This is a genomic window from Candidatus Blastococcus massiliensis AP3, assembly GCF_000582785.1.
Lineage (GTDB): Bacteria > Actinomycetota > Actinomycetes > Mycobacteriales > Geodermatophilaceae > Blastococcus > Blastococcus massiliensis.
Genome location: NZ_HG931173.1, coordinates 433,075 through 457,187 on the forward strand (window position 1 = coordinate 433,075; position 24,113 = coordinate 457,187).

A 24,113-nucleotide genomic window follows, 5' to 3' on the forward strand; every position below is an offset into this window, starting at 1 on the left:
CGAGGCCCCCCGGCCGGTGGGCGCGGACGCGCTGCTGCCCGAGCGAGCGCTCGACGGCGACCCACTGGCCCGCGCGGCGCTCCGCGACGAGGTCGCCGTCCCCCTCCACGCCGCCGGGGGCGAGGTGCTGGAGACCGTCCGGGCGGTGCTCAGCAGCGGCGGCAACCTGGAGGCCAGCGCCCGCGCGATCTTCGTCCACCCCAACACCGTGCGGTACCGGCTCAAGCGGGCCGCCGAGCTGACGGGCCTGTCGGCGACCGACCCGCGGGGCAGCTGGACGCTGCAGGTCGCGCTGGCCCTGGCGTACCTGGACCAGGACCGATCGCGCCGGGACTAGAGGATCCCTCCACACGCCCCAACCGGCGCCGCTCGCCGTCGGCGCATTACACCGGCTCAGTGGTATCCACCACCGACGACGGCTTTTCGGGGGTCCGAACCAGCGATCTCTGTAGGAACCCACCAAAGATCACCGGTGTCCTTTCGTGCCGCGCGTCACCGCGGACCGCCGCGGTCTTTGGCACGGTGAGAGAGTGCTCGCCGTCCTCGCCCCGGGTCAGGGTGCTCAGAAGCCCGGAATGCTCACCGACTGGCTGGATCTGCCCGGCGCGGAGCCGTTCTTCCGGTGGGCCGGCGCGATCGCCGACGCCGACCTGCTGACCCTCGGCACCACCGGGGACGCCGAGGCGATCACCGACACCGCCGTCACCCAGCCGCTCGTCGTGGCGATGAGCCTGCTCGTGGCCCGCGAGCTCGGCGGCCTCCCCGGCCCGGTCACGCACGGCCCGCACGACGGGCGGGACGTCGTGATCGCCGGGCACAGCGTCGGCGAGCTGACCGCCGCGGCACTGGCCGGCGTCCTCGGCGTGGAGGCGGCGATCGCGCTCACCGCCGTCCGCGGCCGGGCCATGGCCGCGGCCTGCGCGCAGACCCCGACCGGCATGTCCGCCGTCCTCGGCGGGGATCCCGACGAGGTGCTCGCCGCCATCGAGCGGCACGGCCTGGCGCCGGCGAACCTCAACGGCGCCGGCCAGATCGTCGCCGCCGGGCCGCTCGACGGACTGGCCGCGCTCAAGGCCGACCCGCCGGCCAAGGCGCGGGTCATGCCGCTGTCGGTGGCCGGCGCCTTCCACACGCCGTTCATGGCCTCGGCCCGCGAGGAGCTCGAGGGTCTGGTCGATGGGCTGCGCCCGGCGGACCCCAGCCGGCTGCTGCTCTCCAACGCCGACGGAGCCGCGATCGACTCCGGCGCCGAGGCGCTGCGGCGCCTGGTCAGCCAGGTCACCAGCCCGGTGCGGTTCGACGCCTGCCTGGCCACCCTGCGGGAGCTCGGTGTCACCGCGGTCATCGAGCTGCCGCCGGCCGGCGCGCTCGCCGGGCTGGCCAAGCGCGAGTGGAAGGGCGCGGGCATCGAGATCCTCACGCTCGCGGGCCCCGGGGACCTCGACCGCGCCCGGGAGCTGATCGCCGCCGAACGCGGCCGCGCGGAGGCCGAGCACTTCCCCGACTGGCGGATGGTGGTCGCCCCGGCGCGCGGCACGGTCAGCCCCGCGCAGATCGCCGAGGGCACCGCGCTGCCCGCCGGCACCCCGCTCGGCTGCATCCGCGGCCGCCGCGAGGAGGTCAACGTCTCCGCCGCCTACGACGGCGTGCTGGCCGAGTGGCTGGTCCACGACGGAGACCTCGTCGACGCCGGCGACCCGATCGCCCGTCTCTACCCGGAGGTGCCCGCGTGACCAGCATCCAGTTGCCGACCGGGGCGCCGGGCGCCCGCGTCCTCGGGCTCGGCGGCTACCGCCCCCGTCGGCGGGTCACCAACGACGAGCTCGCCCAGGTCATGGACACCAACGACGAGTGGATCCAGAGCCGGGTCGGGATCGCCGAGCGGCGCTGGGCCGGCGAGGACGAGACCCTGGTCGAGATGGCCACCGCGGCCGGCGGCAAGGCCCTGGCCGCCAGCGGCCTGGCGCCCGACGAGGTCGACCTCGTCGTCCTGGCCAGCGCCAGCCTGCGCCAGCCCATCCCGGGCATCGGCCCGCAGGTCGCCCACCGGCTGGGCATCCCCCGGCCGGGAGCGTTCGACCTCAACGCCGGGTGCGCCGGGTTCTGCTACTCCCTCGGCCTGGTCTCCGACGCGATCCGCTCGGGCTCGGCCCGTAACGCCATGGTCATCGGCGTGGAGCGGCTCACCGACGTCACCGACATGGACGACCGCTCCACCGCGGTGATCTTCGCCGACGGCGCCGGCGCCGCGGTGATCGGGCCGGCCGACGAGCCGGGCATCGGGCCGGTGGCCTGGGGCAGCGACGGCGACCAGCACTCCGCCATCGAGATCGCCGCCGGGACGTCGCACATGGCCATGGCCGGCCAGGCGGTCTACCGCTGGGCGACCACCAAGCTGACCGAGACCCTCCACCAGGCCATGGAGCGGGCCGGCGTCACGGCCGCCGACATCGACGTCTTCGCCCCGCACCAGGCCAACCTGCGCATCATCGAGTCGATGACCAAGCGGCTCGGCTTCGGCGAGAAGACCGTGATCGCCCGCGACATCGTCCAGTCGGGCAACACCTCGGCCGCCTCCATCCCGCTGGCCCTGACGGCGCTGCTCGAGTCGGGCGAGGCGAGGTCCGGAGACCTGGCGCTGATCCTCGGCTACGGCGCGGGGCTCACCTTCGCCGGCCAGGTGCTGCGGCTCCCATGACCGCGCACCGGAGCGCTGCCGCTCCCCCCAGTCTCCGGGGCACCACGTCCCGGACGTCGAACGGCCGCCCCGCACCGGGGCGCCGTCCCATGCGAGAGAGAGGACCCGCCGCGTGAGCAGCACCCAGGAGATCCAGTCCGGTCTGGCCGAGATCCTGGAGGAGGTCGCCGGCGTGACCCCCGCCGACGCCACCCCCGAGAAGTCGTTCACCGAGGACCTCGACGTCGACTCGCTGTCGATGGTCGAGATCGCCACCGCCGTCGAGGACAAGTTCGGCGTCGCGATCCCCGACGACGAGCTCGGCAACATCAAGACCGTCGGCGACGCGATCAGCTACATCGAGAAGAACCAAGGCTGACCCAGCCGACCCCCGATCGCCCTGCGCAGCACCAGGAGGAACCGCCATGAGCACGTCCGACGTCGTCGTCACCGGCCTCGGTGCCACCACGCCGCTGGGCGGCGACGTGCCCAGCACCTGGGAGGCGCTGCTCGCCGGGCGGTCGGGGGTCACCCGGATCACCGACGACTGGATCCAGGAGTACCCCGCCCAGCTCGTCGCGCGGCTGGCCACCGACCCGGCCGACCAGCTCGACCGGGTCCGCGCCCGCCGGCTCGACCGCAGCCAGCAGGTCGCCGTCGTCGCGGCCGAACAGGCGTGGGCCGAATCCGGGGCGGCGGACTCCGGCGTGGCGCCGGAGCGCATCGCCGTCGTCTTCGGCACCGGCATCGGCGGCGCGCTCACCCTCCTCGGGCAGGACGACGTCCTGGAGGAGAAGGGCCCCAAGCGGGTCTCCCCCTTCACCATCCCGATGCTCATGCCCAACGGCCCGGCCGCCGCGGTCGGGCTGTCGATCGGGGCCAAGGGCGGGGTGCACGCGCCGGTGAGCGCCTGCGCCTCGGGTGCCGAGGCGATCCGCTGGGGCCTGGACCTGCTGCGCTTCGACCGCGCCGACATCGTCCTCGTCGGCGGCACCGAGGCGTGCGTGCACCCGCTCCCCATGGCCGGGTTCGCCGCGATGCGGGCGATGTCCACCCGCAACGACGAGCCCGAGCGCGCGTCCCGCCCCTTCGACAAGGCCCGGGACGGCTTCGTGCTCGGTGAGGGTGCGGCCGCGATGGTGCTCGAGCGCGCGGACTCCGCCGCCGCGCGCGGCGCCCGCGTCCACGCCCGTCTGGCCGGGGCTGGCGCCACCGCCGACGGCTACGACCTGGTCGCCCCCCACCCGGAGGGCGAGGGCGCCGGACGCGCCATCGCCGCGGCCCTGCGCGACGCCGGGCTGGAGCCCTCCGATGTCGGGCACGTCAACGCGCACGCCACCTCGACCCCCGTCGGCGACACCGCCGAGGCGGCCGCGATCCGCTCCTCGCTCGGGGACCACGTCCTGGTGAGCGCCACCAAGAGCCAGACCGGGCACCTGCTCGGTGCGGCAGGCGCGCTGGAGGCGGTCTTCACCGTCCTCGCGCTGCGCGAGCAGATCGTGCCCGCCACGGCGAACCTCGACGACCCGGACGACGACGCGAACGTGCAGTCCCTCGACATCGTGCGGCACGAGCCCCGGCGAGCCACCCTCACCGCCGCCGTCAACGACTCGTTCGGCTTCGGCGGCCACAACATCGCGCTCGTCTTCACGACCGCCTGAAGAAGGACCTCGCTGCCCCCGCCACTCGCACGCTCGCGCCGGGACCCTGCAGCGAGGCCGAACGCCCACTTCCTTGTATGGAGGAACCCGTGACGACAGCGCCCGCAGCTCCCCTCCTCACAGCGCCGGACCCCCGCGACCCCGAGGACCGGTTGTCCCGGTTCTTCGACCCCGGCTCCCTGCGGCTGCTCGCCGCCCGGGACACCTCCGGTGTCCTGGCGGGCCGCGGCACGGTGGCGGGCAGCCCGGCTGTCGCCTTCTGCACCGACGCCACCGTGATGGGCGGCGCGATGGGCGTCGACGGCTGCCGGCACATCGTCGACGCCATCGACACCGCTCTGCGCGAGCGCGTGCCGGTGATCGGCATCTGGCACTCCGGGGGTGCCCGCCTCGCGGAGGGCGTCACCGCCCTGCACGCCGTGGGCGAGGTCTTCGCGGCGATGGTCCGGGCGTCGGGCCGCGTCCCGCAGATCTCGGTCGTCCTCGGCGCGGCCGCCGGAGGCGCGGCCTACGGGCCCGCGCTGACCGACGTGGTGATCATGGGACCGGCCGGCCGGGTGTTCGTCACCGGCCCCGACGTGGTCCGGTCGGTCACCGGTGAGGACGTCGACCAGGAGACCCTCGGCGGGCCGGACACCCACGGCCGGCGCTCGGGCGTCGTGCACGTGGTCACCGACAGCGAGCCGGCGGCCCTCGAGACCGCCCGGCTGGCCGTCGACCTGCTGGCCGCCCAGGGCAGCTTCGCCCCGGCCGCCGACGAGCCCGACGTGGACCTGGGCACCCTGCTGCCCGAGCAGCGGCAGCGCGCCTACGACGTGAAGCCGCTGATCAGCTCGGTCCTCGACGAGCCGGGCCTGGAACTGCACCCGCGGTTCGCGCCGAACGTCGTCACCACGCTGGGCCGGCTGGCCGGGCGCACCGTCGGGGTGATCGCCAACAACCCCATCCGGCTGGGCGGCTGCCTGGACTCCGCGTCGGCGGAGAAGGCCGCCCGGTTCGTGCGGATGTGCGACGCGTTCGGCGTGCCGCTCGTCGTGCTCGTCGACGTCCCCGGCTACCTGCCCGGCGTGGGTCAGGAGTGGGACGGCGTGGTGCGGCGCGGCGCGAAGCTGCTGCACGCCTTCGCCGAGGCCGTGGTGCCGCGGGTGACGCTGGTGACCCGCAAGTCCTACGGCGGCGCCTACATCGCGATGAACTCGCGCTCGCTGGGGGCCACCGCCGTCTTCGCCTGGCCCGGCGCCGAGGTCGCCGTCATGGGCGCCAAGGCCGCCGTCGGCATCCTGCACCGCAAGAAGCTCGCCGCGGCCCAGCCGGGCGAGCGGGAGGCGCTGCACACGCAGCTGGCCGAGGAGCACGAGCGGATCGCCGGCGGGGTCAACAGGGCGCTCGAGATCGGCGTCGTCGACGAGGTGGTGGAGCCGGCGCACACGAGGCGCAGGCTGGTGACGGCACTGGCCGCCGCCCCGCTCGGCCGCGGAGCGCACGGCAACATCCCGCTCTGAGCCTCGGCGGGGATCAGGTGACCTGATCCCCGAGCGTCCTACCCTTCCGCCCACGGCGAGGGAGGACGCTGCACGGCGAGGGAGGACGCTGCACGGCGAGGGAGGACGCTGCACGGCGAGGGAGGACGACGGGCGCACGGGACAGAGACGTGGAAGGTCGCCCGGACGCCGCTTCCCCGACGGCGTCCGAACGACCGGTTCCAGGCTACGACGCGACCGGCCGGAGGCCGAGACGTCGTGCTCGTTCTGTGACCCTCAGACCACGTCGACGGTCCGATTCCGCGCCCCGGCCCGCCCCTCGCTGCGAGGCTCCCGGGGCTGTCCTCAGACGACCTGGTGCAGCCAGGTGACCGGGCTGCCGTCGCCGGCGTGCCGGTAGACCTCGAGGTCGGCGTCCCAGGCCGCGCCGAGCAGCTCGTCCACCCCGTGCCGGAACGCCTCGATCGAGGACGCCGTCGCCGCGAGGTGCCGGAGCTGCTGCTCGCTGATCATGATGTCGCCGTTGGCGCTGGTCGGCGCGCGGAAGACGCCGTGGCCCGGCACGTAGGACATGCGCTCGCCGTCATTGCCGTGGCTGGCCTCTTCGGTGACCTCGAAGCGCAGCATCGGCCACTGGCGCAGGGCAGCCACCAGCCGGGCACCCGTCCCGGGCGCACCGGTCCAGGCCACCTCCGCACGGAACGAACCGTGCGCAGCGGGCTGCTCGTCCCACGACAGGGAGACCGGCGCGCCGACGACGCGTTCCAGCGCCCACTCGACGTGCTGGCAGAGCGCTTTCGGGCACGCGTGCACGAAAACGACACCCTGGGTTGACCGTCGCTGCACGGGGCACCTCCATCGACTCGATCGGTCTCGTCTTCCCCTACGGACCCATCGATTCGGTGACGCGCTGTGTTCGGCAGTGACGGAGCAGGACTACCTCGACCAGTCTGCACGATGGTGACCCGATCGCGCCAGCCCGGATGGGGCGGATGTGCCGGATGTGACACACGAGTCCTGAACGGCCGCTTTCTCGCTGGTCAGCGGCATTACCACGGCAGGCCGTAGCGCGTCTACCGGATCGCGCGCGCTCCCTGGCCCGCTCGCCGAGGTCCCCGCGTGAGCTCCCCCGACGGTCAGCGCGCCCGATCGGCCAACCCGACCACTTCGTCACACACAGTAGCGAGAGGTCGCCACGGACAGTGGTGACCGACGCGCGGACGGCGTGTCGCGGGGGCGGCTCGCGGAGGTCAGGCGGGCTGGTGGACGACGCGGTCCCCGCCGGCCGCCTTGGCCCGGTACATGGCGTCGTCCGCGCGGTGCAGCAGGTCGGCGCTGCCGTACCCGGCGCGCACCTCGGCGACGCCGATGCTGGCCGTGACGCCGACGGCGAGGCCCACCCGGGCGACCGCCGTCCGGAGCCGCTCGGCGAGCATCTCGCTGGAGAAGTCCTCGGTGACGTCGGCCAGGACGGCGAACTCGTCCCCGCCGAAGCGCGCCACGGTGTCGGTCTCGCGCACCGCCGTCCCGAGCACCGAGGCAACGGACTGCAGCAGGGCGTCGCCGGCGCCGTGACCGGCGCGGTCGTTCACCGCCTTGAAGCCGTCGAGATCGACCAGGCAGACGACCGCCCGGGCACCCGACGCCGCGGCGTCGACCGCGTCGGCCAACCGCTCCAGGAACAGCCGCCGGTTGGGGATGCCGGTCAGCGGGTCGGTCGCGGCGAGGGCCCTCTGGGTGCTGATCAGCAGCGTCTGCCGCTCGTGGGCGGCCCAGGCGTTGACCGACGCCATCGTGCAGATCAGGGTGAACGCGATCAACAGGACGACGAAGAACGCCGCGGAGCTGGTGAGCCCGGAGAGGCCGAAGGCGAGCACGTAGCTCACGGTCATGGCCGTGCCCATGGCCACCACGCCGTGCGGCGAATAGGTCACGGCCATGTAGGTCAGGGTCAGGAAGAGCATCGCGTCGAGCGGGCTCTCGGCTCCGCCGTCGAGGGCCGTGGCGATGATGATCACCGCGGTCGTCGCGAGGGTCCACAGGTAGAACATCACCGGGCCCCGCCGGTCCAGCAGCATGTCCCGGAGCGGCAGGAGGAGGATCGGGGGGCAGCCAGCCACCACCACGGCGGCGAGGGCGAAGATCCACGGGCTGTGCCGCGCCTCGGTCTCGGTGAACAGCGAGTAGATCAGCACGGCCAGGGCGCTCAGCTCGCTGAGCACGATGCCGTAGCGGATGTGCCGGACCAAATAGGCGACGCGGTCGTCGTCCTCGGCCAGTGGCCGGAAGAGGCCGGAACGCAGCGCGGCGAGGCCCCGGCGGAGCCGGCCCGCGAGGCGGACCTCCGCCGGTGCTGCGCCGCTGCTGCGGCGGTCGCCGGACACTGCGCTGGTCACACCGCTGCGATCGTCCTCCACCGGGACGTCCTTGACCCCGATCTCACCCCTTGGGAGGGCAGGGGTTGCGGATCGAGATTGGTACGTAAATCACGCCTGCCGGACCGGCGACGGGGTAGTCCGCGCTGGTGGAGCGACAGCAGGGTCTGGCGGACGCCGGACGGGACACGGTCAGCGGCATGGTGCTGGGTGCGTGGGACGCCTTCCTCGCCCAGGCCGAACGGGTCGATCTCAGCCGTCCCTCGCGGCTGCCGGGGTGGCGCGCCCACGAGATCTGCGTCCACCTGGGCTGCTGGGAGGACCACGCGGCGATGGCCGACCTCATCGCCTCCGCCCGCTCGGCCGGTGCCGGGAGCCAGCCGGATCCCGACGCGGTCAATGCCCGCGTCACCGCCGCGCACCGGGATGCCTCCCGCGAGGAGGTGCTCGCCGCGCTGCACCGCAACCGCGAGGCCACGGTCCGCTACCTCGCCGACGAGCCGGTCGAGCTCGACACCGCCCCCACCGTGTCCGTCGTCGGGCGCCTCCCGCTGCTCAGCGTCGTCCTCGGCCAGGCCTACGAGCTGGCCGTGCACGGCCTGGACCTGGTCCCCTGCGGCGCGGAACCACCACCGGCAGAGGTCCTGCAGTCGGGGCTGGCGGCGCTCACCGATGTGACCGGCGCCCTGGCGTCGTCCTGCGGCATCACCGGCGGGGTCACCCTGGCGACGCCGGACGGCGGCTGGTCGTTCGCCGCCGATCCCGACGGCTGGGTCGTGCGGTCGGTCCCCGGCGGCGAGCACGAGGGCCCGGCGGTCGAGGGTGCGGCCGACCTGCTGCTGGAGGCGGCGTCCGGGCGGATCAACCCCGTGCCCGCCGTGGCCACCCGGAAGCTCAAGGTCCACGACGTCGGCGGGCTGCTGCAGCTGGCGCCGATCGTGCAGAAGGTGCCCGGCATCCCCGGCGGGCCGATCCTGCAGCTGGCGGCACGCACGGTGGGCGGCCCGGCGGCCGCGCTCGGCCGGCTGTTCAGGAGGGGCTGACGCGCGGGCGGCGGCGTCGGAACCAGACGACCGCGACGGCCAGCAGCGCCACCACCGCGACCGCGACCGCCGCCGTCGCGCTGGAGACCAGCGCCGGCGCCGATGCACCGACGCCGACCTGGACGACCGTGGTGGGCAGGATGCCGAGCGCCGTCGCGCCGGCGTAGGGCAGCAGACGCATCGCGGTCAGCCCGGAGGCGTAGCTGAGGACGACGAACGGCACGACCGGTATGAGCCGGCCCACCAGCAGGGGCACGAAGCCACGGTCGACCAGCAGCCGGTCCAGCCGCTCGAGGCGCGGCCCGGCCAGCCGGGTCACCGCCTCCCGGCCCAGCCACCGGCTCACGCCGAAGCTGAGGACGGCGCCCAGCATGGCGCCGGTGAGCGCCACGAGGAGGCCGGGGACGAAGCCGACGACGAGGCCGAGCAGGACCGAGACGGCCGTGCGCGGCACCGGCGCCATCAGCACCAGGCCCACCCCGCCGACCAGCGCGGCCCAGCCCGCCGGCCCCGCGGCGCGCAGCCAGCGACGGAGGACGTCGACCTCGGGCAGGTCGACGGTGAGGGCGACCACCGCCCCGGCAGCCAGCACCAGCACCAGGAGGGCCGCCCGCACCCAGGCGGTATCAGCTCCCCCGGTCCTCGGCACCCGCCCATGATCGGGCACCGACCCGCCCGTCGGGCTCAGCAGCCGCCGAGAGAGATGCCACGTGCCTTCAGCCACGGCACCGGGTTGGTGCGGTTGGCGTAGAGGCCGCCGGTGTGCACCTCGAAGTGCAGGTGCGGCCCGGTGGACTGGCCGCGGTTGCCGACCTCGGCGATCCGCTCGCCCGCGGCGACGACCTGTCCCGGCGTCACGAAGAACTGGTTGACGTGGCCGTACAGGGTGATCGAGCCGTCGCCGTGCAGGACGGCGACCGCCAGCCCGAAGCCGCTCGCCGGGCCGGCCTGGAGGACGACGCCGCTCTCCGGCGAGTACACCGGCGTGCCGATCGGGGCGGCGATGTCGACGCCCGCGTGCAGGGTGCCCCAGCGCGAGCCGTAGCAGGAGGTCACCCGGCCGTTGGTCGGTGCGACGGCGCCGCCGGGCGCGACCGAGACGGCACTGGCCGCGGCACCGGCGGCGAGCCGGGACACCTGCTGCGCCTCCCAGGCAGCCGCGGCGTCACGGGCGCCCTGCATCTCCAGCAGGCGGATCTCGGCGCCGCGCAACTGCTGGTCGAGGCTCGCCTTCTCCACGGCGAGCGCGTCGAACTCGGCCTGCGCGCCCGACAACTGCGCCTCGGCGGCGTCGCGGGCCTCGGCCGCAGCGCGCGCGGCCCGGTCCCGCTCGGCGGCGGCCTCGCGCGCCTCGCGCTCCGCGCGCGCCTGCTGCGCCTCCACTACCTCCATGGTCGCCAGGATCTGGGCCCGCTCGGCGCCGAGGACCTCGAGCGTCGCGGCCTGCTGCAGGAGCTCGCCGGGCCCCTTGGCGTCGAGCAGCAGGTCGATGTCCCCGAAGGACTCCTGGCGGCTGCCCATGTAGGCCTGCCGGCCGACGGTCGCGACGTCGTCCTGGGCGCGGTCCACGGCCTCGCCCGCTTCGGCGAGGGCGGTCGCGGCCAGCCAGGCGTGCCCGTTGGCGGCGTCGAGCGCGGCCTCTGCCGCCAGGGCCTCACCGCTGGCGGCCTCGGCCTCGATGGTCATCCGCTGCAGCTTCTGCTCGGCCTCGGCGACCCGGGCGCCGAGGGCAGCCACCTCCGCGGCGACCGCATCGTGCGCGGAGCGGGCGTCCTCGACCCGGGCGTCGTCCGCGGGCGCGGCGGTGGCGGTCGGCGCGGCCAGGAGTGCCCCGGCGAGGAGGCCTGCCGTGACCAGCGAGGTGCGCAGCCGGCGGGGCCGGCGAGGAGAGGGCGGGGCGGTGGTGTGCGGGTGGTGCAGGGTCGCCAACGCGACGGTCTCCGTTCCTCACGTCCGCCTACCGAGTTAGCTGACGGGTTCGGGCCGTTAGGTGCCCTACCTCCCTGCGCCCCCGTGCGCAGGGAGGACTCACCCCAGAACTGCGGTGGGTCCCCGGTCCCCCCGGCCATCGGGCCGGCGGGTTCGGCGGGGTCCGGCCGAGGCCCTCGGTTGAGGACGGAGCTCGGTGGACCGCAGGCGACGGTACAAGCGGATTCGCCTTATGTCACAGGGAGGTAACGGCCCTTGTGGACGGCGGCCGGCCGACTCGCCGACGCGACCAGCAGGCCTGCCCTCCCTGGGTTTCTGCGCTGTGAGGCATGCCTCTCTGGCAGGCTGTCGGCGCCGGGGCGGTAGCTCAGCTGGTCAGAGCATGGGACTCATAATCCCTGGGTCGTGGGTTCGAGCCCCACCCGCCCCACCACCAGGCAATACTTGGGTACTGGATCCCGCACAGCGCTCCAACAGAGGAGGATTCCGCTAGGCTGTAGACATGTCTTCAGCCCCGTCTCCGCGTGTCGCGGTGGCCGTCGATGACCTGGCGGTGCTGCTGCCCGACTGGCGCACCCACCTGCGCGCCCGCAATGTTGCCCCGTCCACCATCGCCAGCTACCTACGCGTTGGCGAGAACCTGGTCGGGTACCTGCGTGAGGCGGGGATGCCGACCACCGCGGGCGCGATCACTCGCGACCACGTTGAGGCCTTCTTGGCCGCCCTCATGGAGCGCGTGTCCCCCGCGACCGTCGCCAAGCACTACCGATCCATGCAGCAGCTCTTCCGCTGGCTGACCGAGGACGGCGAAATCCCACGATCCCCGATGGAGCGGATGCGCCCGCCAGCCGTGCCCGAGCAGCCGGTCGACATCCTCACTGACGACGAGCTACGGGCCCTGTTGGACGCTGCCCGCGGCAACACCTTCGAGAACCGCCGGGACACCGCGATGCTGCGCATGCTCATCGACACCGGCATGCGCGCCGGCGAGCTGGCCGGGCTCAATGTCGACGACCTGGATTCCGAGCAGAGCGTGGCCCTGGTGATGGGCAAGGGACGGCGCGGCCGTGCAGTGCCGTACGGCGCCAAGACCGCCGACGCCTTGCGCCGCTACCTGCGCGCCCGTGCAACACACCCCCAGGCCGCCCTCCCGGCGCTGTGGCTCGGCAAGAAGGGAAGGGTGACCGACTCCGGCGTCCGGCAGATGCTCGAACGTCGCGCCGCCGAAGCCGACGTTTCCAACGTGCACCCACACCGCTTCCGGCACACCTACGCCCACACCTGGCTGGCCAGCGGCGGACAGGAGCAGGACCTCATGCGGCTCGCTGGTTGGCGCTCGCGAGAGATGGTCGGCCGTTACGCTGCGAGCGCTGCCGACGAGCGGGCCCGTGCCGCGTTCCATCGCGCCGCCCTGGGCGACCGGCTGTAACGAACGTTCTGCTGAATGTCGCCGGTTGCACCGGCTGCAGCGGAGCAGCACGGGCGGCATACCCATATCGCTGGAGTCGGGCCCACTACGTGCCCGCGGTCAGCAGGGTCACGCTGGCCGGAGAACCGACTCCGTCGTCCGAAAGGCTCACATCCCGGGCAAGGACTGCTCCGGCAAGCGTCAGCAAGACCGGTGCGGCGGCGATCTCGCCAAGTCTCGTTGCCCACTGCCGCGGCGGGCCAGCCGGCGGATGCGCAGCCTCGGGGCCGGAAGGGCACGTGGTGGGGCGATACTCGGTTACCGGACGGGTGCGCTCCGGTGAGGGTGAGGGAGAGCCCCCTGGAGGGTGAAAGTCAGCCCTCGGCAAGTGGCGCGCCGCGAGACCTATGCCTCGCCTGCAGCCGAAGACCTCGAACCGCCACCGCCGTTGCGCCTCAAGCCACGAGCGTGGCTTGAGGCCAGCGCAAGACGGACGAAGTACGCCTTGCGTGCATGCTCAGCCCGACGAGCTCGCTCACGGGGATCAAGAGATCCGTCGGGGTCCACCTCCCGTTCGAACCGAGACAAGAACGCAGCCCGGGCAGGCGCCGTATGTGCTGCGGCGTCCCGCACCCTGGCATGGAGCTGATGTGCTGCCATGCGCGCCCGTAGCGCCCGCTGGCTGACAGCGGACGGGCTTCCAAGGTCGCGGTTGCGTCCGGCCCCACCGGCGCCAGCAAGGTGGCACTCGCGATCCTGCGACGACGACTGATGACCTGCCATGGCAACTCCTCGATCCGCTGGTTTGCGTCAACATGGCGGCTCAGCCGTCTCTCGTCGGCGTCCGCTGCCTTCACGAGGAGAAGGCGCTATTCAAGGCCGTTTAGTGACACCACTTGAGCCTCTTGTGCAGGTTTCCTACGTGCCACGATTGCTCGCCCCGGCTCGCTGTGAGTGCAACCGGCTGCGCCGGACGGCGCGGTGACCCCCACCGCCGCGGCCCGTCCTCTTGGCACATAACTGATCCGCGCCACCCGGAGATGGCGCCGAAGATGGCGAAGCCGGCGGTGAGGAAGATGGGCCCCAGCCGTGAGGTCTCACCCTCGTGCGCCTCTCCGATCATCTCCTCGACCACGACGGCGGTGAGCGCGCCACCGGTCAACGCGAGGACCGACAGCGTGACGATCTCGGGAGCGTCCCGGAGGGCGAAGTAGCCGAGCGTGGCGCCGAGGAAGATCGGGACGGCGAAGCCTGCCGCGAGCAGCACCCGCCGACCGCGGCGGATGCCGGCCCTGCGCATCGTCGCGATGGCCGCGAAACCCCCCGGGACATCGGCGGGGACCTGCCCCAGGGCGAGGAGAAGACCGAGAGCCGGGTTGAGGACCGTGCCGGTGCCGATCATGACGCCGTCACTGAACAGGTCCAACGAGACGCCGGAGAAAATCCCCAGTGCGCTCCCCTGCTTCTCAGCCCCGCCCATCCTCGCCTGGATGAAGCCGATGGCTCGGTCCAGGCCGATGAGGGCAGCACCTCCGCCCACGAACGCCAACAGCGGCACCCACGGGAGACCCGCCGCCAAGGCCTCAGGCATGAGTTCGAGGCCCACGACGGCGAGAACGATGCCGGCCGCGAGGTGCACGCGAGGCTCAGCGTGCGTTCAGAGACGCGAAACGTCTCGGCGAGCACTCCCCCGGCGAAGTTCCCGGCCGCGGGCAGGGCCGCGAGGCCGAGGACGAGCAGGTATCCGCTCACGTCTCGTCCTCGTCGTCCTCGACCAGCTGGCCCTCCCAGGCTTGACGGCTCTCGTAGACGGCGAAAGCTGGGATGAGGAAGCCGGCCACCGGGTCGAGCCAGGGCCATCCCACCACGGCGTAGAGGCCGAGCAGGGTGGAGATGCTCAGCAGCACGCAAATCCGGGTCTCGGCGGCGTCAGCCAGGATGAGCGGGTCCCGCAGCCGCTCACCGACGTGGCCGCTTGGCGCGAGCCAGGAGCGGCATCACGACGATGGAGGCGGCGAGCAGTACCAGAGCGACACCCGACGTGTCGGGCTCTTCCCCGTCCACGAGGCTGCGGATGCCCTCGAACGTCACGTAGGCGGCCAACACGAAGAACGTGACGGGCCACCGCCTTGAGGGTGCGGCGCTCCTTCGCCTCATCGGCCTCGCCATGGCGCAGGCGCGCAGCCAGGCGCAGGCCGACCAGTACCGCCGCCGCCGACTCGATACCCGAGTCGAACCCGAAGCCGATCATCGAAACCAGGCCGGCGAGGATGCCGACCGTGACGGCGACGGCGCCCCTCGACGACGTTGTAGGCGACAGTGAACTGTGCCAGGCGCACCCCCCGCCCGGTGAGCCGTTCGATCTGGACCGGGCTCATGGTGGCATTCGTGCCGGTCCCGGTCCCGGTCCCGGTCCCGGTCCCGGTCCGGACGGCCGCAGGGCTGAGCGGGCCGATCACCGGGCCTGTTCCCGGATCGTGATCTGGAGGGGCCCGGGCGCCGGCGCGGCGCGGGCCCTTCTCAGCGGAGGGTCAGCACGACTCGTTCGTGTTCGCTGAGGCGGCCGTCGGCGACGAAGGCGACCCATCCGCCGCGCTGGATGACGAGTTCGATGAGCTCGTCGACAGCGTCGTCGATGACCTCGGGGTGGTCGACATCCGGGGCGGGGAAGAGGAAGTCGCCGTCGTCGCTGATCCGCGCGGGGTAGACGAGGCTTTCCTCGACGGCCAGCATCTCGGGGCGTTCGGCGCGTGCGGCCAGCCAGGCCGAGGGGATTCCGTCGACGACCTTGTTGCGGGACCGGCGGTGGTCGATGAGCTGCAGTGCCTCGTCCTGCCGGGACAGCAGGTAGCGCTCGAGCACCAGCCGGATGCGGGGTACGAGGTCGGTCAGCGGGGCCTGGGTGAGGCTGCCGGTGACGGTGCCGGCCAGCCGGGCTGTGTTGCGGGAGATGCGCTCGAACTCGGAGAGCGTGCGTTCGGTGCCGACCAGGACCAGGGGGGCCGGGTGCAGGCGCAGGTAGGTGGCCAGCGCCCGGTCCACCTGCCGAAGGAAGTCGACCGCCGGCGGGCTGCGTCGCGCGGGGGTTTGGGGCACGACGATGGGGAAGCCGGATCGCGCTGGCGCGGAGAGCCGGTCCCCGGAGCCGTCGAGCAGTCGTGCCTCGCGCTCGGTCAGCAGCAGGACGACGTGGCGGGGGGTGCGGTGCAGCCCGCGGACGAGGTCCCGGGTGGCGAAGGTCGGGTCGATCACCACCCGATCGGTCACCGGAACGGGGAGCCGCACGATCTCGCGCATGTGGGCGTTGACGAAGATGCCGATCGCCCGCCCGGTGGGTCCGGCCAGGGCTCGGGACACCGTGGAGTCGAGCGCCCTCAGCACCTCGTCCCCATGCTCAGAGGACTCGGCTCGCAGCCGCTCCGTGGCTTCGGCAGCCAACCGGGACACGGTGCGCGCGTCGGCCCCCGACATGCGGCGGCCCGGTGTCGTGGATGCCAGCAGGGAGACTGACGGATAGCTGCGGACCGACTGGAGCATCACCACGGCGTCGGGGGAGGGGCCGGCGGGCTCCCGCGCCGGGCGGGACGGACGCGAGACGATCGTCATGCCGCCCACGTCCCCAGCGGCTGGGCGTCGTACCGCCGGGCCAGGCGCTTCACTGCGCGTTCGAGCACCTTCTCGCGGCGTCGGCCGCGGAGCCCGCCCAGGAGGTGGACGCTGATGATCGGCTTGCCACTGACCTTGGCGGTCTTGGCCAGGACGAGCTCCAGGAGGTCCGTGGTCTGGCGGTCGCACTCATCGGCGAGCAGCGCGCTCAGCGCGACGTTCCTGGTCCAGAGCGGGCGCGGTCGTATCACGGCGACGCACAGCTGGCGGCTCTCGCGCGTCGCCAGTGCGATCGCGGCCGGAAGCGTGATGTGGACGTCGTCCCGGTCGAGGATGACGGCCAGGACGCGCGGCGCCCGCTCGGCGGGCGGCGCGGCGGTCGCAGGTCCAAGGAGGGTGCGCGGGCTGAGGTGGGCGGGCACGGGGAGCTCCAGGAGCTTGTCGGCGAGGTCTTCCCCGGTTCGAAGGAACCGGCCGCGGCCCGGGCCTGGCGGCCGGGACTGTCGGGCAGCGGCACCGCGGATGCGGTGGGTACTCCCCTCGTGCGAATGAGTTTACCCGAAAAGCACTTCGCTTGCAACCGAGAGTGCCTGTAGCAACGAGAAGGCGCAAATTCGCCGCGCCCGGGGAGTGCCGGAGGGCGCGGAGGTCAATTCGGCGAAGGGCTACGCCTCTTCGCTGCTGAACGACAGGAACTGACCCACGGTGCGCACATCGCACACCTCGCCCCCTACTCGAGTGTCGGGGTGGATGGTGTAGCGGTTCCGGCGACCCACCCGCACGCGGTGAAGAACGTTGGCGTCCTCGAGGTCTCGGAGCAGGGTGAGGGCGGCGCGAGGCATCGCCCCCACGACGCTGGCTTGGTCGGCGATGTGCTGGCCACGTCCCGGCCGATGCGGCGCATCACGCCGGCGCCGCACCCGAGCGATCCGCTGCCGCCGCGGAACCTCGCGGGATACCCGAGCGGGATCGGCGTGCTCGAGGTGCTCGGCACCGGCATCGCGCACAAGGAGCCGGTCGGGGGGCATATCGGCGCCGGCATCGACGCCGCTCCCGCGAGGTGTTCACGCAGGCCGCCCAGGCCCTGGCCGAGCCGTGCGGCACCCGGTGAGCCGCACCGCGCTGGTCGCCATCGGCGGCAACGCCCTGGTCCTCGACGGCGAGGCCGGCTCCATCCCGCGCCAGCAGGAGCGGGCCGCGGCCTTCGCCGAACAGGTGGCCGATCTGGCCGCCGACGGCTGGGTGGTTCTGGTCACGCACGGCAACGGCCCTCGGGTCGGCTTCATCCTGCGCCCTGGGGGTGCTGGTCGCGCCTGAGGCCGACATCGAGGGCCTCCCGGAGCTGCCGCTGTGGTTGGCCGTCGCCGACTCGCAGGACGGCATCGGCCACATCCTCGCCGTGGCCATCGACAGCGCCCTGCAGCGGCGGGGGCTTGCAGCCCGGGCGGTGGCCGTGCTCACCCAGGCCGAGGTGGCCGCCGACGACCCGGCGTTCACCGAACCGACCAAGCCGATCGGCTCGCAGCTGACCGCCGACATGGCCCGGATGCGGGTGGCCGAGGACGGATGGACGGTCGCCGAGACGTCCGCAGGCGTCTTCCGCCGGGTGGTGGCCAGCCCGCGCCCCGTGCGGATCGTCGAGGCCGAACAGATCCAGGTCCTGGTCGACGCCGGCGGCGGCGGCATCCCTGTCCTGCGCGAGAACGGCGAATGGCGCAGCGGAGGCGCGGTCATCGACAAGGACCGCGCCTCCGCCCTGCTGGCCATCACGGCCGCCGTCGACACCCTGGTGCTGGTCACGGGGGTCGACCACGTGTACGTCGGCTTCGGCACGCCCGGGCAGCGGGCGCTGGCCGAGGTCCACCCCGGCGAGGTGCGCGCGCTGCTCGAAGCCGGCGAGTTCCCCGTCGGGTCGATGGATCCCAAGGTCGAGTCGGCGCTGTCCTTCCTGGCCGGCGGCGGGCGCCGCGCGGTCATCACCTCGCTGCCCCGGCTGCGTGACGCCCTCGCCGGCCGGGCCGGCACCCCCATCACGTCGCCGGACCACCCCGGGCCGGCGCTGTCACCCAGCGCCTCGCGCTGAGGCATCAGGAGAAGCACGATGATCACCTTCCAGCGCAACCCTTCCCGCACTCCTTCAATCCGGCTCACGTCGCGCTGCTGTGCATCGACTTTCAGCGGGACTTCGTCGAGCCCGGCAGCTTCGGCGAGTCACTCGGCAACGACGTCTCACGGCTGCGCACCGCCGTCGGGCCCACCAGGGCCGTCCTTGCCGCCTTCCGCGAGCGCGGCTGGCCGGCCATCCACACCCGCGAGGGCCACCGGCCAGATCTGACCGACCTGTTTCCCGCCAAACGCGACCGGGGCGCCATCGTCGGCTGGGTCGCCACCTCCACCGACCTGCTCGGCGCGCTCGACTCAAGCCCAGTACCCGCGAAGGACATGTGATGAGGACGACCCGCCCCTCCCGCCGTCGGTCGGGCCGCCGGACCCAGGTGGTGGGTCAAGGGTGACTGGAATGGTCTTTTCGGCCTGGGCACGAACGTGCTGTTCAACGTCATCGTGCTGACCGGTTTCTGCCTGGCCGTGGTGAACATCCCGAGCGAGACCGTGTACGGCCGGATCCTGCCGGCGCTGGGCATCGCCCTACCGCTGGGCAACATCTGGTACGCGTTCCTCGCAGGCAGTCTGGCCAAGCGCGAGGGCCGCTCCGACGTGACCGCGTTGCCCTTCGGGCCGAGCGTGCCGCACACCTTCATCGTGGTCTTCGTCGTCATGCTGCCGGTGGCCCTCGCGACCGGTGACACCCTCGCCGCCTGGCAGGCCGGCCTGGCGTGGGCGTTCATCATCGGTTGCATCGTGCTGCTCGGCGCCGTGTTCGGCCCCTGGATCCGCGAGTGGACTCCTCGGGCGGCGCTGCTCGGCGCGCTGGCCGGGATCTCGATCACGTTCATCTCGATGAGCCCGGCCGCGCAGATGTGGCAGGCCCCATGGATCGCGTTCATCGCGTTCGCGTTCATCCTGATCGGCTGGCTGGGGGGACGGAGGCTGCCCGGCGACGTGCCGGTCGGGCTGGTCGCCGTGTTGCTGGCGACGGCGGTGGCCTGGATCGCGGTGCTGGCCGGGTGGAGCGGGATCCTCGAGCCAGCGCGGTGGGCGAGTCGATCACCAACCTGGCGGTGAGCCTGCCCTTCCCCACCGGTGACGTCCTCACCGGCCTGAGCGACATCGCTCCGCTGTTGGCCTCGGCCATCCCGCTGGGCATCTACAACTTCACCGAGGGCATGACCAACGTGGAGTCCGCCGCGGCGGCCGGCGACCGGTACTCGGTGCGCCAGGTGCTCTCCGCCGACGGCCTCGGCGCGATCATCGGTTCGTTCCTCGGCTCGCCGTTCCCGCCGGCGGTCTACATCGGTCACCCGGGGTGGAAGGCGGTCGGTGGCCGGATCGGCTACTTGTTGGTCACCGGCATCGTGGTCGCCGTCGTCTGCTTCACCGGGCTGGTCGGCACCTTCCTGGCCCTCTTCCCGATGCAGGCCCTGGTACCGGTGCTGCTCTTCATCGGTCTGGTGATCGGCGCCAAGGCGTTCAAACGTCAGCGCCCGTCGTTACGCCCCGGCGCCCGTGCTGGCGATGATCCCGAGCCTGGCCGAGTGGGCCACCGGGCTGATCGACAACTCCCTCGCCGCGGCCGGGACGTCCGTACGGGAAGTGGGTGTGGCCAACCTCGTCGCCGGCGGAGCGGTGTACGACGGGCTCAAGCTGCTGGGCCACGGCGCGGTGCTCGTGGGCATCGTGCTGGGCGCCATCGCCTGCTTCGTCATCGATCGGCGGATGTACGCCGCCGCCATCGCCGCGGGCATCGGCGCGGCCTTGTCGTTCGTCGGGCTGATCAACGCGCTCGAGGTGGGCTGGAACGCCTCCCCCGGCGTCAGCCTCGGTTACGCCATTCTCGCGCTGCTGCTGGCCGGCTTCGGCTGGTACTCGCGGCGGGAGATCGACATGGCGCTGCACGACGAGCTGCTGTCCGTCAACGGGACCCTGATGCGCGGACTGGAGCTGCACGGCAATCTCGCCGGGGCCGAGCTCCTGGAGGAGACCGCCACCGAGCCGCGGTACCGGCTGCACAGCATCGGCGGCGTGCACCCCGGCATGTACGAGGTGGGCGAGGACGAGGAGGGTGCGTCGATCAGCGGCGAGCTGTACCAGGTGCCCACCGACGTGCTGCTCAAGGTGGTCGAGAACGAGCCGGCCGGCCTGCACCGCGGCCCGGTCCAGCTCGCCGACGGCCGGGTCGTGCCGGGCATCCTCTGCGCCCGGGAGCTGGCCGAGCAGCACCCGGACATCACGGTCCACGGCGGCTGGCGCCAGTACCGCGCTACCGTGGCCCCCGTGTCGCACTGAGCACGGGCGACCGCGCCACCGGGCGGGCTCCGGGTGGCGGCGGGGCTCGCGCCTGGTCCGACGGCCACCAGTCGGCCCCGGCGGGTCACCGGCTGCGTACCCGGGCGTCGACGATGTCAGGAGGAGCAGCGTGGCGACCTCCGGATAACGCGGTCCGCCCCGGCTTGCGGGGGCACGCTGGGCTCGCGTTCCGACCCCCGGCGAGAGACAGAGCCCGTCGACCTTTCCCGGGTCAATCCGGTCGGTGTAGCAGACCCCCTCGGCGCGGTCGCCCTGGCCCCCGGTGAGACACCGCTCCACCCGAGGCTTTACACGAGCTCCTTCGACGTGGTGGTCACCCCGAACCTCTACGGCGACGTGCTCTCCGACGTGGACGCCCAAATCGCCGGCTCGGTCGGCCTGGCCGGCTCGGCCAACATCGGCGACCAGGTCGCCATGTTCGAGGCCATCCACGGCTCCGCGCCACGCCGGGCCGGCCAGGACGTCGCCAACCCCTCCGGGCTGCTCATGGGCGCGGTCATGATGCTCGTGCACATCGGGCAGGCCGAGGTCGCCGAGCGGGTGCACAACGCATGGCTCGCGACACTCGAGGCCGGCGCGGCCACCTACGACATCAGCCCCGCCGGCCGCGCGCCACTCGGGACGCGGGCCTTTGCCGACGCGGTCGTCGCCCGGCTGGGCGGCCGCCCCCGCACCCTCAACCCCGTGCGCTATGCCGCGCTCCCACCGGCGGTGCCGCGTCAGAGACCCGCACCGCGCACGCCCGAGCGCAAGACCATGGACGGCGTCGACGTCTTCGTGCATGACGCCGGGGTTTTCCCGGACACCCTCGCTGTCATCCTGCGCGAGGCGTCGAAGGACTCCTATCTGAAGCTCCAGATGATCTCCAACCGGGGGGTCAAGGTCTGGCCCGACGGGTTTCCGGAGACCTTCTGCACCGATCACTGGCGAGCCCGGTTCCTCGCCCCGGCACCCGGGTGCGCCCACCACAAGCACGTGCTGCAGCTGCTGTACTTCCTGGAGGGGGCCGGGGTCGACTTCATCAAGACCGAGGGTCTCTACCGATTCGGCGGCCAGCCGGGCTACTCGCTGGGACAAGGTCAGTGAACGCCGCAGTGGCGGAGCAGCGGCGCGCCACCGGGTCCAGCGGCTCGCCGTGCGCCTACTGCCCGGATCCCGCAGTTTTCCCGCCGCCGCCCTGCTGGGTCGCCCAGGCGCCGCAGCGAGCCCGCCTGGAGCTGGCAGCCGCCGTCCTCCGGCGGCACGGCATCCTGGCGACTCCGGCCCCCGGCCGCGATCCGGAACGGACACGCCGCCAGTTGGAGGAGGAGCTCGGCCGCCGCTTCCCGGACGGCGCCCGGTCCTACCTCTTCTGGACGGTGCCGGACGGCGAGCGCTGCTTCGACGATAGCGGCGACCAGGTCGATGACCTTCCCCTGCACCACCCGACACACCTCGCCGCGGCAGTGGCCGCCGTGCTGGAGCAGGTGGGCATCTCCGCGTCGCAACTGCCGGACGGTCGAACGACGGTCGCCCGTCGCCTCGCGAGACCACCGGCGGAACCGAGCCGCGACCGGTAGGGAGGACCACTCGATGACGCGCACCCGACGAGCCGGCACCGTGGCAGTGCTGCTGCTGACATCCGTAGCACTGAGCGCCTGCGGCGCCGGCCAGGTGACGCAGACCGCCACGCAGGACCGCGACCGGACCGGCGGCCACGGCCGGATCGGGGACATCACCATCCGCGCCGTCCAGCTGGCGTACCCGGCCGATGGCGTGCACGACCCGGGTGACCCCGTCGAGCTCACGATGGCGATCGTCAACAGCGGGCGGGGAGCCGACGAGCTGATCGGCGTCACCGGTGACCCGTTTGCCGGCGCGACGGTCAGCGCAACGGGGACGTCGGCGGGAGCCGACGGGACGCCTGCAGACGGCCCGGAGGCGCCTCCGCCGGAGCAGTCGGCGGTGAGCATCCCTCTGCCGGCCGACGAGACCGTGCACGTGGGCACGACGGACGACCCCATCCTCCTCACCGGACTGACCGAGCCGCTGGGATCAGCCCACTCCGTGCCGCTGCGGCTCGTCTTCGCTCGGGCGGGCGAGCTCACCGCCCTCGCGGTCACCGAGCCCGCGCCGGCTCGCCCGCGCAGTCCCGCCTTCGATTTCCACGTACCCGAGTGAAGACCCGGGCAGCCCTGCTGTCGAACCGATCAGAGGAACTCACGTGGACCGGATCGCCTCCACCAGCGGCTCGTGGGTCGCCCCCCTCGCCGCCTGTCTGCGCGAAGACCTCCACCTGGCACCGCGGATGACCGGGTGCCGATACCCCGCTGTCCGGCCTACGCCTGTCGTGGCGTTCGGCGCGCGAGCTCGGCCGCGTCGGAGATTCGTTCGCTAGGAACCGTCGCCGCCGTCATCGTGCCGCGCGACGGCCGTACCGCGGTGGCGGCGCCACTCGTACAACACGAGGGTCAGCAGGCCCAGGCCCGTCAGCGGGAGCACGAAGCCGATCATCGTGGCGCTGAACGCCGGCAAGGCGTCGTGGCCGCTGGCGTCCAGCAGCAGGTAGCCCACGTAGGCGCCGTAGTAGGCGACGAGGAGTGCGCCCTCCCAGCGGCGGAGCACGAACCCGGTGAAGGCCACGGGAAGCAGGGCCACCGCCACCGCCAGCGCCACGGGGAGGTCGAAGCGGACCACGCTCGCCGCGACCGGCACGCCACCGTCGCTGACCACGGCGGCGACGCCCAGCACCGCGCCGATGTTGAACATGTTGCTGCCCACGATGTTGCCCACGGCGATGTCCCGTTCGCCGCGCAGCGCCGCGATCACCGACGTCGCCAGTTCGGGCAGCGACGTTCCGGCCGCCACGACGGTCAGGCCGATCACGAGGTCGCTCACGCCCAGCGCGCCGGCGACGGTGACGGCGGCCTCGACCAGCCATCGTGCCCCGACGACGAGCAGCGCGACGCCGACGGCGATCAAACCCACGCTGGCCAGCACCGCTTTCCCGCGGGGCGTGCCGGCGGGATCGCCGGACCGAGGACCGGCCGCTGCCGTTTTCTCGCTACGACGGCCGATGCGCATGATCCAGCCGGTGTAGGCGACCAGCAGCACCAACAGCAGCGCGCCGTCCAGGACGGAGACCACGCCGTCGAGGGCGAGCGCGAGCAGCACCACGGTCAGGCCGATCATCGCCGGGATGTCCAGGCGGACCAGCTGCGACCGCACGATCAGCGGGGCGACCACGGCCGAGGCGCCGAGGATCAAGAGCACGTTGAGGATGTTGCTGCCGACGACGTTGCCGACGGCCAGGCCGGGGTTGCCGGCCAGGCTGGCGGCCACGGTCACCGCCATCTCGGGAGCCGACGTGCAGGCGGCGACGATCGTCAGCCCGATGACCAGCCGGGACAACCCGACCGCGCGGCCGAGGTTGCTCCCTCCCCGGACGAGCAACTCGCCGCCGAGGACGAGGACGGCGAACCCGCCCACCATCAGCACGATCGTCCCCGCCGTCACCCGGCGACCCTAG

General features: G+C 72.9%; 26 protein-coding genes, 1 tRNA gene and 1 riboswitch. Of the genes, 17 read left to right on the plus strand and 10 right to left on the minus strand.

What is annotated here, in order from left to right; translation table 11 throughout:
- The 6 genes from BN344_RS20515 to BN344_RS02150 form a co-directional block, all read left to right on the plus strand.
- A partial coding sequence (locus BN344_RS20515; RefSeq protein ID WP_040336825.1) for a PucR family transcriptional regulator occupies window positions 1-337 on the plus strand: 337 nt, incomplete at its 5' end.
- A gap of 193 nt (window positions 338-530) precedes the next feature.
- Window positions 531-1,733: an acyltransferase domain-containing protein gene (locus BN344_RS02130; RefSeq protein ID WP_040336826.1), complete on the plus strand. Its 1,203-nt coding sequence runs from the start codon at window positions 531-533 to the stop codon at window positions 1,731-1,733.
- The gene (locus tag BN344_RS02135; protein ID WP_081788308.1) at window positions 1,730-2,698 is read left to right on the plus strand and encodes a beta-ketoacyl-ACP synthase III; all 969 of its coding nucleotides are present in this window, start codon (window positions 1,730-1,732) and stop codon (window positions 2,696-2,698) included. Before BN344_RS02130 ends, BN344_RS02135 begins: the two co-directional genes overlap by 4 nt.
- Before the next feature lie 112 nt (window positions 2,699-2,810).
- The gene (locus BN344_RS02140) at window positions 2,811-3,056 is read left to right on the plus strand and encodes an acyl carrier protein (protein ID WP_040336827.1); all 246 of its coding nucleotides are present in this window, start codon (window positions 2,811-2,813) and stop codon (window positions 3,054-3,056) included.
- Window positions 3,057-3,102: 46 nt separating this feature from the next.
- Entirely contained in the window at window positions 3,103-4,338 is a 1,236-nt protein-coding gene (locus BN344_RS02145) for a beta-ketoacyl-[acyl-carrier-protein] synthase family protein (protein ID WP_040336828.1), read from the plus strand.
- A gap of 89 nt (window positions 4,339-4,427) precedes the next feature.
- The gene (locus BN344_RS02150) at window positions 4,428-5,840 is read left to right on the plus strand and encodes an acyl-CoA carboxylase subunit beta (protein ID WP_040336829.1); all 1,413 of its coding nucleotides are present in this window, start codon (window positions 4,428-4,430) and stop codon (window positions 5,838-5,840) included.
- Between the two features lie 324 nt (window positions 5,841-6,164).
- On the opposite strand, the gene BN344_RS02155 is transcribed toward BN344_RS02150, so the two are convergent.
- Window positions 6,165-6,665, minus strand: a complete 501-nt coding sequence (locus tag BN344_RS02155; RefSeq protein WP_040336830.1) for a DUF3145 domain-containing protein — start codon at window positions 6,663-6,665, stop codon at window positions 6,165-6,167.
- Window positions 6,666-7,069: 404 nt separating this feature from the next.
- Window positions 7,070-8,215, minus strand: coding sequence for a GGDEF domain-containing protein (locus tag BN344_RS18815; protein WP_155858711.1), 1,146 nt, complete (start codon window positions 8,213-8,215; stop codon window positions 7,070-7,072).
- 128 nt (window positions 8,216-8,343) lie between these two features.
- On the opposite strand from BN344_RS18815, the gene BN344_RS02165 reads away from it, so the two are divergent.
- The gene (locus BN344_RS02165; RefSeq protein ID WP_040336831.1) at window positions 8,344-9,237 is read left to right on the plus strand and encodes a maleylpyruvate isomerase family mycothiol-dependent enzyme; all 894 of its coding nucleotides are present in this window, start codon (window positions 8,344-8,346) and stop codon (window positions 9,235-9,237) included.
- Here the strand turns inward: BN344_RS02165 and BN344_RS02170 are convergent.
- Both BN344_RS02170 and BN344_RS02175 read right to left on the minus strand, forming a co-directional pair.
- A complete protein-coding gene (locus BN344_RS02170) occupies window positions 9,224-9,886 on the minus strand; it encodes a TVP38/TMEM64 family protein (RefSeq protein WP_155858712.1) in 663 nt (220 codons plus the stop codon). The two genes, BN344_RS02165 and BN344_RS02170, sit on opposite strands and share 14 nt — an antisense overlap.
- 35 nt (window positions 9,887-9,921) lie before the next feature.
- A complete protein-coding gene (locus tag BN344_RS02175; protein WP_081788309.1) occupies window positions 9,922-11,166 on the minus strand; it encodes a M23 family metallopeptidase in 1,245 nt (414 codons plus the stop codon).
- A 10-nt stretch (window positions 11,167-11,176) separates the two neighbouring features.
- Window positions 11,177-11,335: riboswitch (cyclic di-AMP (ydaO/yuaA leader) on the minus strand.
- A gap of 187 nt (window positions 11,336-11,522) precedes the next feature.
- On the opposite strand from BN344_RS02175, the gene BN344_RS02180 reads away from it, so the two are divergent.
- Window positions 11,523-11,599: transfer RNA gene (locus BN344_RS02180), tRNA-Ile, on the plus strand.
- A gap of 69 nt (window positions 11,600-11,668) precedes the next feature.
- Entirely contained in the window at window positions 11,669-12,595 is a 927-nt protein-coding gene (locus BN344_RS02185) for a tyrosine-type recombinase/integrase (RefSeq protein WP_040336832.1), read from the plus strand.
- An 862-nt stretch (window positions 12,596-13,457) separates the two neighbouring features.
- Here the strand turns inward: BN344_RS02185 and BN344_RS02190 are convergent.
- From BN344_RS02190 to BN344_RS02205, 5 genes are all read right to left on the minus strand, one after another.
- Complete coding sequence (locus BN344_RS02190; RefSeq protein ID WP_197022211.1) at window positions 13,458-14,213, minus strand: ZIP family metal transporter; 756 nt, start codon at window positions 14,211-14,213, stop codon at window positions 13,458-13,460.
- A 109-nt stretch (window positions 14,214-14,322) separates the two neighbouring features.
- Window positions 14,323-14,481 (minus strand): hypothetical protein, encoded by a 159-nt coding sequence (locus BN344_RS20520; protein ID WP_231486428.1) that lies wholly within the window; start codon window positions 14,479-14,481, stop codon window positions 14,323-14,325.
- Window positions 14,482-14,533: 52 nt separating this feature from the next.
- Entirely contained in the window at window positions 14,534-14,677 is a 144-nt protein-coding gene (locus BN344_RS20525; protein WP_231486429.1) for a hypothetical protein, read from the minus strand.
- A 417-nt stretch (window positions 14,678-15,094) separates the two neighbouring features.
- Window positions 15,095-16,180, minus strand: a complete 1,086-nt coding sequence (locus BN344_RS02200) for a baeRF3 domain-containing protein (RefSeq protein WP_155858713.1) — start codon at window positions 16,178-16,180, stop codon at window positions 15,095-15,097.
- Entirely contained in the window at window positions 16,177-16,602 is a 426-nt protein-coding gene (locus tag BN344_RS02205) for a hypothetical protein (RefSeq protein ID WP_040336833.1), read from the minus strand. The genes BN344_RS02200 and BN344_RS02205 overlap by 4 nt, the downstream gene beginning before the upstream one ends.
- A gap of 685 nt (window positions 16,603-17,287) precedes the next feature.
- Here BN344_RS02205 and BN344_RS18820 point away from each other — a divergent pair.
- The 8 genes from BN344_RS18820 (at window position 17,288) to BN344_RS18835 (ending at window position 22,765) form a co-directional block, all read left to right on the plus strand.
- Window positions 17,288-17,497 carry a hypothetical protein gene (locus BN344_RS18820; protein ID WP_155858714.1) on the plus strand — a complete coding sequence of 70 codons (210 nt, stop codon included), beginning with the start codon at window positions 17,288-17,290 and terminating at the stop codon, window positions 17,495-17,497.
- Window positions 17,481-18,263, plus strand: coding sequence for an amino acid kinase family protein (locus BN344_RS02215; protein ID WP_051515457.1), 783 nt, complete (start codon window positions 17,481-17,483; stop codon window positions 18,261-18,263). Before BN344_RS18820 ends, BN344_RS02215 begins: the two co-directional genes overlap by 17 nt.
- Before the next feature lie 83 nt (window positions 18,264-18,346).
- A complete protein-coding gene (locus BN344_RS21140) occupies window positions 18,347-18,628 on the plus strand; it encodes a hypothetical protein (RefSeq protein WP_414625669.1) in 282 nt (93 codons plus the stop codon).
- A gap of 96 nt (window positions 18,629-18,724) precedes the next feature.
- Window positions 18,725-19,363: a hypothetical protein gene (locus BN344_RS19780; RefSeq protein WP_051515458.1), complete on the plus strand. Its 639-nt coding sequence runs from the start codon at window positions 18,725-18,727 to the stop codon at window positions 19,361-19,363.
- Between the two features lie 450 nt (window positions 19,364-19,813).
- Window positions 19,814-20,584 carry an allophanate hydrolase-related protein gene (locus BN344_RS19785; protein ID WP_231486615.1) on the plus strand — a complete coding sequence of 257 codons (771 nt, stop codon included), beginning with the start codon at window positions 19,814-19,816 and terminating at the stop codon, window positions 20,582-20,584.
- 327 nt (window positions 20,585-20,911) lie between these two features.
- Window positions 20,912-21,691: an isocitrate/isopropylmalate family dehydrogenase gene (locus BN344_RS02225; protein WP_051515460.1), complete on the plus strand. Its 780-nt coding sequence runs from the start codon at window positions 20,912-20,914 to the stop codon at window positions 21,689-21,691.
- A complete protein-coding gene (locus BN344_RS02230; RefSeq protein ID WP_155858716.1) occupies window positions 21,688-22,164 on the plus strand; it encodes a hypothetical protein in 477 nt (158 codons plus the stop codon). The genes BN344_RS02225 and BN344_RS02230 overlap by 4 nt, the downstream gene beginning before the upstream one ends.
- A 13-nt stretch (window positions 22,165-22,177) precedes the next feature.
- Window positions 22,178-22,765 (plus strand): copper chaperone PCu(A)C, encoded by a 588-nt coding sequence (locus tag BN344_RS18835; protein WP_051515461.1) that lies wholly within the window; start codon window positions 22,178-22,180, stop codon window positions 22,763-22,765.
- Window positions 22,766-22,978: 213 nt separating this feature from the next.
- Here the strand turns inward: BN344_RS18835 and BN344_RS02240 are convergent, their stop codons facing one another.
- A complete protein-coding gene (locus BN344_RS02240; protein WP_051515462.1) occupies window positions 22,979-24,100 on the minus strand; it encodes a calcium/sodium antiporter in 1,122 nt (373 codons plus the stop codon).
- Window positions 24,101-24,113 lie beyond the last annotated feature (13 nt).